We start from the raw sequence: 11,515 nt of genomic DNA on the forward strand, positions 1-11,515 counted from the left end.
TAAGCGATATTTATTGGTTCTCGTTTAAAAACAGAAAAGTGATGCCATGGTCGATCAAACACATGAATTCCTGTTAGAAATGACAGGCGTGAGCAAATCATTTCCAGGCGTAAAAGCATTGGACCGCGTCAATTTAAAAGTGCGTCCGCATTCCGTCCATGCACTGATGGGCGAAAACGGTGCGGGTAAATCGACGCTGTTGAAATGTTTGTTTGGAATCTATGAAAAAGATGAAGGCGATATTCTTTTCTTAGGAAAGCATATTAATTTCTCATCATCAAAAGAGGCCCTGGAATCTGGCGTTTCCATGGTGCACCAAGAATTAAACCAAGTAAAACAGTGTTCAGTGATGGACAATATTTGGCTTGGCCGTTATCCGAAAAAAGGTTTATTTGTCGATCACGATAAAATGTATCGGGATACCAAAGCTATTTTCGAAGAACTCGATATTCATATCGACCCGAAAGTGAAAGTTGCCACGTTATCGGTTTCGCAAATGCAAATGCTGGAAATCGCCAAAGCATTCTCTTACGACGCGAAAGTGGTGATTATGGACGAACCCACGTCCTCACTGACGGAAAAAGAAGTCAATCACCTGTTCACCATCATCAACAAGCTGAAAGAGAAAGGCTGTGGCGTGGTGTACATCTCGCACAAGATGGAAGAGATCTTCTCCATTTGTGATGAAATCACGATCCTGCGTGATGGCCAGTGGGTGGAAACACGTCCGCTGAAAGGCCTCGATATGGATCAGATCATCGCGATGATGGTGGGCCGTGAACTGACGCACCGTTTCCCGGAAAAAACCAACACACCGAAAGATGTCATTCTGGAAGTGAAAAACCTGACTGCGTTGAATCAGCCGTCGATCAGCGACATTTCGTTTGACCTACGCGCTGGCGAAATTTTGGGCGTTGCGGGGCTGGTGGGATCGCGCCGAACCGACATTGTTGAAACCATTTTTGGCGTGCGCGAACGCAGTGAAGGGCATATTCAACTCCATGGCCGCGAGATGAAAAACCGCGATGCCCATGAAGCGATTCGCAACGGTTTTGCATTGGTGACAGAAGAGCGTCGCTCGACGGGCATCTACAGTAACTTGGACATTACGTTCAACTCACTGGTGGCCAACGTCGATGAGTACAAAACTCCTTATGGTCTGCTGAGCGACAAAAAAATGAAGAGCGATACGCAGTGGGTGATTGACTCCATGCGTGTGAAAACGCCATCGCATCAAACTTCGATCGGTTCTTTGTCGGGCGGCAACCAACAGAAAGTCATTATTGGTCGCTGGCTGTTAACCCAACCTGAAATATTAATGTTGGATGAACCGACTCGCGGCATTGATGTGGGCGCGAAGTTCGAAATTTACCAACTGATTCTGGAACTGGCGAAGAAAAATAAAGGCATCATTATTATTTCCTCTGAAATGCCAGAGTTATTAGGAATTACAGACCGTATTTTAGTGATGAGTAACGGTCGTGCCGCAGGTATTGTGAATACCAAAGAAACCACACAAAACGAAATATTAGAGCTAGCCTCTCGTTACCTCTAGGGAATGTATTATGGATGCAGTTAAATCTTTTGCACTAAAGCATTTAAAAGAAGGCGCGATCTACGCAGTATTATTTGTATTGCTCGCCGTGATCGTGATTCAGGAGCCTTCCTTCTTAAGTCTTCGTAACCTGAGTAATATTCTGACTCAGTCTTCCGTGCGCATTATTATCGCACTGGGTGTTGCGGGGTTGATCGTCACGCAGGGCACAGACCTTTCCGCCGGTCGTCAGGTGGGTTTGGCTGCGGTGATTTCCGCGACCTTGCTTCAATCCATCGACAATGTGAACAAGGTGTTCCCAAGTATTGGTGAAGTGCCCATCATTGCCGTCATCATCTGCGTGTGTCTGATCGGTGCCATCATTGGCTTGGTCAACGGTGTGATTGTCGCTTACCTCAAAGTGACGCCATTTATCGCCACATTGGGCACGATGATCATCGTGTACGGTATCAACTCGCTTTACTACGACGCGGTTGGTGCATCACCCATTGCTGGCTTTGATGACCGCTTCACGGCATTCACCCAAGGCTTTATTCGAATCGGCGGGTTCAGGTTCTCCTACATCACCTTCTACGCCATTATTGCGACGGTGTTCATGTGGATTCTGTGGAACAAAACCGTGTTCGGCAAAAACATTTTTGCGGTCGGGGGCAACCCTGAAGCGGCGAAAGTATCCGGTGTGAACGTGCCACTGACGTTGCTGAAAGTGTATGCATTGTCAGGTGTCTTCTATGCATTCGGGGGGATGCTGGAAGCGGGACGTATCGGTAGCGCAACCAACAACTTGGGCTTTTTATACGAGCTCGACGCCATTGCAGCGTGTGTGGTTGGTGGCGTGTCCTTCGCGGGCGGTGTGGGGAGCATCGCTGGCGTGGTAACGGGGGTTTTGATCTTCACCGTTATCAACTACGGTATGACGTACATTGGGGTCAGCCCTTACTGGCAATACATCATCAAGGGTTCCATCATCGTCTTCGCGGTGGCACTGGATTCCATGAAGTACGCCAATAAAAAGTAAAACTAACGACACAGTTGCTGCTGGTTCAAAACCGCTCCCTCGGGAGCGGTTTTTCTTTTTCTGTTTCTTTGGTTCGCGACATGATCGTCAAACCCATTGCATGACGTCTAAAACTGACTCAAATCCAAATCAACCGCATCACCCAGCCACGATGCGTACGTGGTGTGATCGGCCAAATCATCGCCGGTATCGGCATGCACCAACACACTCAATTCGCCGCGTTGCTGATCCAGCCACGGAATGAACTGATCGAAATCGTCATGGCTGAACAGGATTTGGTAGCTCCACATGGTATGCGGGCCAACGAGACGTTGATGCAGCCTGCCGAGTTGGAGCGGGAACGTTTGTCCGATGCGCTCATACAAGCGGGTCGCAAACGCCAATGTGTTGGCATCAAAGTACACATGCGCGTGGTACATCGCATGATCGTTCACGGGTCTTTTTTCTGTTTTCACGGCGTCACACTTCATTTGAATGGAGACACGCTGCCGGTCATGGGATTGATTTCCATGTATTTGGCAGGGCGCTTTTTTGATGCAAGGGAGGGTAACACACTCGGCGGGAAAGTCAGGGGAAACGTGAACAAGTTGCGTCGGCGGCAACGCTTTGTGTGTCACACGGCGAGACGAAAAAGCCCGACCAATTGGCCGGGCTGAATCACGTTCACGGAATTATTCGTGTGCTTTATTTGAATTACAGGATTTTGATGAGGTTGAATGGCCACGGACTTTGTTGACCACCATCATCACGATTGGGCTGGCCAGAATCACCACCGACAGGGCTGTAAACGCCAGCGTGATTGGACGCTCCCACAAGAAGCTCAGCTCGCCGTCGGTAATCATCAGCGCGCGGCGCAGGTTTTCTTCCATCAGGCCGCCAAGGATAAAGCCCAACAATAACGGCGCGAGCGGGAAGTTCGCCAAACGCAGCGCAATCGCGCCCATCGCGACAAGCAGCATGATGAAGACATCCATGGTGTTGAACGACACCAGATATACACCGGTGATAGAGAAAAACAGAATCATCGGCAGCAGCACGGTGCGAGGCACAGCCAGCAGCTTCGAAATGTACGGAATCAGCGGCAGGTTGAGGATCAACAGCACAATGTTCCCCACGTACATCGAGATGATGACGGACCAGAACACATCCGGGTGATCGACAAACAGACGTGGGCCGGGTTGGATGCCGTAAGCAAGCAGGGCGCCGAGCATGATCGCCGTGGTGCCTGAACCCGGAATCCCCAGCGTGAGTAGCGGAACAAATGAACCACTAGACGCTGCGTTGTTGGCGGATTCTGGCGCAACCAGACCGCGAATGGAGCCGTGACCAAACTCCTCGCGTTTGTCTTTCGGCGCCAGATTACGTTCCATGCCGTAGCTGAGGAAGGCGGCAATGGTTGCGCCTGCGCCCGGTAGTACGCCGGTAAAGAAGCCAAGGATAGAAGAACGAATCGACACGGGCGCCGCTTCACGCACTTCTTCTTTGGTGATCTTCATGCTGCCGATGTTGCTCAACTTGCTGTTTTCTTCATCGCGCGTGTCGGATTCAGGTTTCAAAATGCCCATCAAGGTTTCGCCTAAAGCAAAGGTCGCCATGGCGAGCAGCAGGAAGCTAAAGCCATCCATCAGGTCGGTCAGGCCGAAGGTGAAACGTTCCACACCTACGCCTTTATCGATACCCACTGTTGAGAGCATCAAACCCAAAATGGTCATCATCCACGCTTTGATTACCTGACCTTTCCCTGCGAACGCTGCCACGGCAGACAAGCCCAGCAGCATCAACGCAAAGTAGTCGGCTGACTGGAAACTCAGAGAAACCTGAGCCAGTGCAGGCGCTGCGACCAGCAGCATGATTGCCGACAGTGTCCCGCCCGTGAATGAGGCATATGCCGCCAGTGCCAAGGCTTTACCCGCTTGGCCTTTTTGCGCCATGGGGTAGCCGTCAAACGCGGTTACCACAGTCGATGAACAGCCCGGCGCGTTGATCAGAATTGATGACGTGGAGCCGCCAAAAATGGCGCCGTAGTACACGCCCGCCATCAGGATCAGGCCGGATGACGGTTCCAGACCGTAAGTAATCGGAATCATCAACGCGATGGCGGAGATAGGGCCAAGGCCCGGTAGCATCCCAATGAAGGTTCCCACGAAACAGCCGACGATCACCATCAGCAGGTTAAAAGGCATGACTGCAGTCGACAGTCCTTGCAAAATTCCGTCTAACATAATCCTTTCCTACCAAAGCGTGAAAATCAGACCCGGTTCCAGATACACATCCAAACCTTGAGTCAGCAGTAAATAAAAGGCGATCACAAACGGGAACGATGCACCGAATAGAATCGATTTACGGCGTTCACCCAGAATGTAGAAGCCTGCCATGAGGAAGAAACCGGTCGCCAGCACAAAGCCAAGATAGGTTAATCCTGCGCCGTAGAGCGCCATCAGCACCAAAAAGCCAATCAGCAGTTTCCAGTTGAACGACATCACTGCGCCGCTCTTTTTGTCCGGTTGACCAACCACTAATAACAGCAGTGACAAGCCGACACCGGCGTAAGTGAGCAGGGTCGGGAGGGTGCGCGCGGTAAACGGTTCGTACTCGTCGCCGGGAAACATAGGAATGAGTGTGCTTTGATAGCCGTAGCACAGGCTAAGGACAAGAAAGATCATCGCGCCGACGCGATCGCGGCACAGTAGATATTCCTTGCTGAATAATTTGGTTGGCAGATCCGACATATCCAACTCCATGACATCAGGTGGTGGTGAAGAAAAGGCCGCAGACAAGCGGAGTTAACGAAGGAATTAACTAAGGGTAAACGGATTGCTGCTAGTCAAAACATCTACCAAAACAAAGGAGTAATTTTTCGCTCGTCTGCGGCAAAGGTGCTGGAACGAGGCAACACTCGGTTGCCCGTTCCGTTGTTTGTGGAGAAAACGCAGCGTTATTTGAGGAAGCCCAGTTCACGCATCAGGTCGCCCATCTGCTTTTCCTGATCTTCGAGGAAAGCGAAGAACTCTTTATCCGCTTTGTAGCTGTCAATCCAGCCGTTGCGGTCACGAACCACTTTCCACTCATCTGTGTCGTACATTTTCTTCAGCGCGACGTTCCATTCATCAATCTTCTCTTGGCTGACACCCGGTGCGGCGAAGAAACCACGCCAGTTCGCAAACACAGTTGGGTTGTTGTATTCAGACAAGGTTGGAATGTTTGGCGCAACGTCCAAGCGTTTCGGGGCGGTGATTGCGAGGATCTTTACCTGACCGCTTTTCGACATTTCGAGCACTTCACCAAGGCCGGTGGACAGGACTTGTGTTTCGCCAGACAGCAATGCTGCCATCGCTTTACCGCCCGCATCGTAGGCGATGTAGCGCACTTCTTTTGGATCGAGCCCTTGGCCTTTGAATGCCGCTGCGGCGACAAGGTGGTCCATACTGCCGCGTGCAGAACCGCCCGCGATTTTCACTTTGCGTGGGTTGTCTTTAAAGTCGGCAACCACTTCTTCCCAGCTGTTGTATTTGGAATCACCCGCAACCACGAACGCGCCGTAATCGGACACGGTCGCTGCCACTGGGGTTAAATCACGGAACGATTGGGGGAAAACGCCGGAGAGCGAACGCACCACGATAGGCGTTGAGTTCACCATCAGGGTGTCTTCTTGACGATCAGCCGTCTCGATCAGGTGTGCAATGGCTTTACCGCCGCCGCCGCCCGAAAGGTTTTGATAGGAAACATTGTCGATCAGGTGTGTTTTCATCAGCACGTCACCGGTGCCACGGGCCGTCATGTCCCAGCCACCGCCTGCGCCGCCGGGGATCAGAAAGTGGATTTTTTCCAGATCCGCTGCCAGAGCAGAGAAAGAGAAGGTGGCGGCAAGCAGCGACGCTGCGAGGGTCGGTTTGAAATGCTTCAACATATTCACGTTCCTTATGTAGGTGCATCATCCAGAGGTATGACGCTTATCGTTATCATCGCGGTAGCAGGGCAGAAGTTTGCTACCGTGTTATTGTAGGTTAAGAATGTGTTAATGGTTTGTCTCTAAAGCGGCGATAAAAACATTATTGGGCATAAAGGGAGTTATGTTCATAAAGTTCACGGCACATTCGCCCGCATCGCCCTGCGCAATTTTGTTCAATATTCTCCCGTTTCCGCTGGTTACTATCACCCCGTGAAAACGCACGAAAGGACGGGATGATGGTTTCTTTATTAAGCGCAATGGCGCTGTTTGCTTTTGTTGGGGCGGTCTCTCCAGGGCCGGTGAATGTGATGGCGACTTACGCGGGCGCGCAGTTTGGCTGGCGCAAAGCGTCCATCCATGTGTTGGGTGCCTCCGTGGCTTACGTGTTGGTGGTGTTTATCTGTGGCGTGGCACTTGGTGAAATGAGCCAAGGCATCCCGCTGCTGGTGCCGGTTATGCGTTGGGTGGGCAGTTTGTATTTGCTCTATTTGGCCGTACGTATCCTGCTGGCTAAGGATTTGGGGCTCAACTCCAATCCGCAAATGGCGATGAAAGCGCTGTTTGTGCAAGGCAGTTTGATACAATTACTCAACCCAAAAGCGTGGATTTTTGCCAGTTCCGGGGTTAGCTTGTATGTTTTGAATCAGGTGAACACGCACTCGGCATTGGGATGGTTTTGCTCGCTGTCGCTGGTGATCTGTTTTATTGGCGTGGGGGTGTGGGCAGTGCTCGGCCAATCGGTCGCGCAATGGCTCAATTCACCACGGCGTCAACGCTGGTTTCAACTCATTTTGGCGGCGATGCTCTGTGGGTCGATGGTCATCATCTGGATGTGAGGATAGGGAATGTCAACATCGTTAAGCAGCAACATCATGCGCCCAACGGCGCTGCCGCAGGTCGAAGCGCGCATCGCCAAGTGGTCACATGTCTGTTATCAAAAGCATTCTCACGACGAATTTTCGTTTGGCATCATTGATAGCGGCAGAGCGCGCTACGACAATCACGTGCGCCAGCATCAAATCGGCGGTGGCGATGTGGTCACCATCAATCCTGCAGACATGCACTCGTGCAACCCACATGAGGGCGAATGGTCGTATCGAATGCTATTTGTCGACACATTATGGATGGGGCAGATGCAGCAAGAGGTATTAGGGCGCCGCCAGATGGATTACTACGCCTTTATTTCGGACTTTGAACGTCGCGCCGATTTCAGCCTTCAGTTTGAACAGTTATTTGCCGCACTCCTGCAAGAACAAGATGCTTTGTCTGCGCATACCTTGATGTATGAATTCATCGAACGATTGTATACGCCGTCGGCGGTGGTGACCGACGGCAGCCAGCTTGCCACCCAGCGCAAACGTGCCCCGGATTATCTGCTGCGCGCCCGTGAGCGCCTGTTTGATGAAATCGATCAGTCGATTGGTCTCGATGCGCTCGCCAATGAGGTGGGCGTCAGTCCGTATCATCTGATCCGCACGTTCAAGCAATACTTTGGCCTGTCGCCCCATGCGTACCTCATGGATGAACGCATCAAACGCGCCAAACAGTTACTGAAGCAGGGTGAAACAATTGTCGACACCTCACTTGCTTTAGGATTTGCTGATCAAGCTCACTTTCAACGTAGTTTTAAAAGTCGTATTGCACTGACACCTAAGAAATATCAGTCCTTCTTCACACTTTAAACCGCCTCAAATCTCCCTATCAGGTCTGCTTACGACCTTAGTCTAAATTGTCGACAATTTGCTTGATTGTCGACAATTTGATCGTCTATCTTAAGTTTAACCCTTTGGTAAGCCCTTCATCGTTGGATGACTTTTCTTGGCTTACCCACTTTGTAGAAGATGAGATGATGACGACTGAATTAAAGAAGCGCGCGGCAGGCGAGAAAGAACATACCAAATCAGAAAGCCTGACCGAATTTTTGATCGAAGCGATCGTAGAAGGGGGCATGGCGCCGGGCAGTAAAATCTCGGAACCCGAGCTGGCCAAGCGTTTCCAAGTGAGCCGCGGCCCGCTGCGTGAAGCGTTAATGCGTGTGGAAGGGTTGGGGTTGATCGAGCGCATTCCGCATGTCGGGGCGCGTGTGATTCAGTTCTCCACGGAAAAATTGTTGGAGCTGTACGCGGTTCGTGAAGCGCTGGAAGGCATGGCGGCACGCTTAGCGGCGCGCAATATTACTGAAATCGAACTGGCTGGGCTGGAAACGTTATTGTCGACACATTCGGCGCACATCGATCAAGTTGATGGCGCGTCGTATTTCCACCAGCAAGGAGATTTCGATTTCCATTACCGTATTATTAAAGCCAGCCGCAACACACAACTGGTGTCGCTATTGTGCGATGAGCTTTACCACTTGCTGCGCATGTACCGCTATCAATCGCCACGCGCTCATTCGCGTCCGATTGAAGCGTTGGAAGAACACAAATTCATTCTGCAAGCGATTCGCGATCGCGATGAAGAGCTGGCAGAAATGCTGATGCGTCGACACATTTCAGGTAGTCGTCGCCTAATCGAAAAACAGATACAAAACGAAGCCCAAGATTAAGGAGAATCCCATGAGCTTAAGTCCGGGTGCGAAGTTCAGGCTCGCTATTCAAACCAATCAGCCGTTGCAGATTGTTGGCACGATCAACCCTTACTGCGCCATGATGGCGAAGAAACTGGGGCATCAGGCGATTTATCTGTCGGGTGGTGGTATCGCTAACGCGTCTTATGGCTTGCCGGATCTCGGGATCACGACACTCAACGACGTGCTGGTGGACGTAGAACGCATCACCAACGCGTGTGATTTGCCTTTGTTGGTCGACATCGACACCGGTTTTGGCGGCGCATTTAACATTGCCCGTACCATCAAAGCGATGGAAAAAGCTGGCGCCGCAGCGGTGCACATGGAAGACCAAGTGGCGCAGAAACGCTGTGGTCACCGACCCAACAAAGCGATTGTCAGCCAGCAAGAGATGGTTGACCGCGTGAAAGCGGCGGTGGATGCGCGTGACAATCCGGAATTCGTCATCATGGCGCGTACCGATGCATTGGCAGTAGAAGGCATGGACAGTGCGATTGAGCGCGCGATTGCGTGTGTGGAAGCCGGCGCTGACATGATTTTCCCAGAAGCAATGACCGAACTGAAACAGTACGAGCAGTTCTCGACCGCGCTGCATTCGGCAACCGGTAAGCATGTGCCGATTCTGGCCAACATCACTGAGTTTGGTCAAACACCGCTCTACAACTGTGAAGATTTAGCCAAATCGAACGTGGATATGGTGCTTTACCCATTGAGTGCGTTCCGCGCGATGAACAAAGCGGCCGAGATGGTGTATCGCCACCTGCTGGAGATGGGCAATCAGGAAGCCTTGCTTGGTCAAATGCAGACGCGTAAAGAGCTGTATGAATACCTCAATTACCATGATTACGAAGACAAGCTGGATCAGCTGTTTTCGGAAGGAAAGTAGGCGACGTTGAACCTGGATTCGACGAGGTTCAGCGCGAAAGCCCATAGAAAAAGCGAAGCCCAAGAAAAATAAAATCGGAAAGAAAAATAGTATCGGAAAGAAACAGGCCCCGACCGGACCATGTGTCAGGCGGGGAACACCCAATAACGTGAAACCGCTGCGCCATCGAGCTTAAGCTGGCCCAATGAGGCCGATTCAACAGGATCCGAAGCGCGGCAAGAAAAGGAGTTCTACATGCCTCAGTCTTTGACAAAGAAAGCTGAATTAGGCGGAGCAGGCCTGCGTGGCCAAAGCGCTGGAAGCACAGCTCTATGTACGGTTGGTAAAACCGGAACCGGTCTAACCTACCGTGGTTATGACATCACGGATCTGGCAAATCATGCGCAATTTGAAGAAGTCGCGCATCTGCTGCTCGTCGGTCACTTGCCCACGCAAGCTGAACTGGATCAATACAAAACCCGCCTGATTGGCCTGCGTGGCCTGCCGCAAGCATTGAAAGAAGTGCTAGAGCGTATTCCTGCCGACGCGCACCCGATGGACGTGATGCGTACCGGGTGTTCCATGCTGGGGAACTTGGAAACTGAACACGATTTTTCACAGCAGCTCGCTGCGACAGAACGCATGCTGGCGCTCTTCCCAGCCATTATCTGTTATTGGTATCGCTTTAGCCATGATGGCGTGCGCATCGATACCGAAGACACCAGCGAATCTTGTATCGGTGGTTATTTCCTGAAAATGCTGACCGACCAAGCGCCGAGCGATCTGTTCAAGCAAGTGATGCACTGCTCGTTGATTCTTTACGCAGAGCACGAGTTCAACGCGTCTACCTTCACGGCTCGCGTGTGTGCGTCCACATTGTCTGACCTTCATTCGTGTGTGACTGGTGCAATTGGCACGCTGCGCGGACCGCTGCATGGCGGCGCCAACGAAGCGGCGATGGCGATGATTGAGAACTGGAAAACGCCGGATGAAGCGGAACAAAACATTCTGCGCATGCTGGAAAACAAAGACAAAATCATGGGCTTTGGTCATGCGATTTACCGTGAGAGCGATCCGCGTAATGCCCTGATCAAACGCTGGTCAAAAGAGCTGTCCGAAAAAGTAGGTGACACCCATTTGTATGCGGTTTCTGAACGCGTGGAAGCGGTGATGAAACGTGAGAAAGGCTTGTTCTGTAACGCCGATTTCTTCCATGCCTCGGCGTATCACTTCATGGGGATTCCAACCAAACTGTTCACGCCCATCTTTGTGATGAGTCGTTTGACGGGTTGGGCTGCCCATGTGTACGAGCAGCGTGCGAACAACCGCATCATTCGTCCAAGTGCGGACTATGTTGGCCCGGAACATCAGCAATGGTTGCCGATTGAAAAACGCGGTTAACTCGCTCAGCAATGACCGTGCGATTGAGCGCGGTCATCATGGATTTGCGATTCGCTGACGGGCGAATTTGCCTGCCACGGTTGTGACGCCCAAACAACTTAAAGCGCTTGCGACACGCTTGCTGCTTTAAGTGGCAAGGGAATAGTAATGAATCGGATGGA

At 51.5% G+C, this 11,515-nt stretch carries 11 protein-coding genes; 7 read left to right on the forward strand and 4 right to left on the reverse strand.

Annotated elements, in window-relative coordinates:
• The first annotated feature begins 46 nt into the window (after positions 1 to 46).
• Both mglA and mglC read left to right on the forward strand, forming a co-directional pair.
• On the forward strand, positions 47 to 1,555 hold the full coding sequence (mglA, locus tag VFA_RS06350) for a galactose/methyl galactoside ABC transporter ATP-binding protein MglA (protein ID WP_004725771.1): 1,509 nt from the start codon (positions 47 to 49) through the stop codon (positions 1,553 to 1,555).
• A gap of 10 nt (positions 1,556 to 1,565) precedes the next feature.
• The gene (gene mglC / locus VFA_RS06355; RefSeq protein WP_004725773.1) at positions 1,566 to 2,573 is read left to right on the forward strand and encodes a galactose/methyl galactoside ABC transporter permease MglC; all 1,008 of its coding nucleotides are present in this window, start codon (positions 1,566 to 1,568) and stop codon (positions 2,571 to 2,573) included.
• A gap of 107 nt (positions 2,574 to 2,680) precedes the next feature.
• Here mglC and VFA_RS06360 read toward each other — a convergent pair whose 3' ends face one another.
• The 4 genes from VFA_RS06360 to VFA_RS06375 form a co-directional block, all read right to left on the reverse strand.
• Complete coding sequence (locus VFA_RS06360; protein WP_004725777.1) at positions 2,681 to 2,992, reverse strand: DOPA 4,5-dioxygenase family protein; 312 nt, start codon at positions 2,990 to 2,992, stop codon at positions 2,681 to 2,683.
• Positions 2,993 to 3,244: 252 nt separating this feature from the next.
• Positions 3,245 to 4,795, reverse strand: a complete 1,551-nt coding sequence (locus VFA_RS06365) for a tripartite tricarboxylate transporter permease (protein ID WP_038151099.1) — start codon at positions 4,793 to 4,795, stop codon at positions 3,245 to 3,247.
• Between the two features lie 9 nt (positions 4,796 to 4,804).
• Positions 4,805 to 5,302 carry a tripartite tricarboxylate transporter TctB family protein gene (locus VFA_RS06370; protein WP_004725779.1) on the reverse strand — a complete coding sequence of 166 codons (498 nt, stop codon included), beginning with the start codon at positions 5,300 to 5,302 and terminating at the stop codon, positions 4,805 to 4,807.
• A 206-nt stretch (positions 5,303 to 5,508) separates the two neighbouring features.
• On the reverse strand, positions 5,509 to 6,480 hold the full coding sequence (locus tag VFA_RS06375) for a tripartite tricarboxylate transporter substrate binding protein (RefSeq protein ID WP_004725780.1): 972 nt from the start codon (positions 6,478 to 6,480) through the stop codon (positions 5,509 to 5,511).
• Positions 6,481 to 6,755: 275 nt separating this feature from the next.
• Between VFA_RS06375 and VFA_RS06380 the strand changes: the two genes are divergently transcribed.
• The 5 genes from VFA_RS06380 to prpC all read left to right on the forward strand — a co-directional run bounded on the left by VFA_RS06380 (position 6,756) and on the right by prpC (position 11,354).
• Positions 6,756 to 7,358 (forward strand): LysE family translocator, encoded by a 603-nt coding sequence (locus VFA_RS06380; RefSeq protein ID WP_232281689.1) that lies wholly within the window; start codon positions 6,756 to 6,758, stop codon positions 7,356 to 7,358.
• Between the two features lie 9 nt (positions 7,359 to 7,367).
• Positions 7,368 to 8,204, forward strand: coding sequence for a helix-turn-helix transcriptional regulator (locus VFA_RS06385; RefSeq protein WP_004725783.1), 837 nt, complete (start codon positions 7,368 to 7,370; stop codon positions 8,202 to 8,204).
• Positions 8,205 to 8,368: 164 nt separating this feature from the next.
• Entirely contained in the window at positions 8,369 to 9,067 is a 699-nt protein-coding gene (locus VFA_RS06390) for a GntR family transcriptional regulator (RefSeq protein WP_038151103.1), read from the forward strand.
• A gap of 10 nt (positions 9,068 to 9,077) precedes the next feature.
• Positions 9,078 to 9,974 (forward strand): methylisocitrate lyase, encoded by an 897-nt coding sequence (prpB, locus tag VFA_RS06395; protein ID WP_004725787.1) that lies wholly within the window; start codon positions 9,078 to 9,080, stop codon positions 9,972 to 9,974.
• Between the two features lie 234 nt (positions 9,975 to 10,208).
• On the forward strand, positions 10,209 to 11,354 hold the full coding sequence (gene prpC / locus VFA_RS06400) for a bifunctional 2-methylcitrate synthase/citrate synthase (RefSeq protein ID WP_004725789.1): 1,146 nt from the start codon (positions 10,209 to 10,211) through the stop codon (positions 11,352 to 11,354).
• Positions 11,355 to 11,515: the final 161 nt, after the last annotated feature.

Origin of the sequence: Vibrio furnissii CIP 102972 (assembly GCF_000176175.1) — a bacterium.
Classification (GTDB): Bacteria; Pseudomonadota; Gammaproteobacteria; order Enterobacterales; family Vibrionaceae; genus Vibrio; species Vibrio furnissii.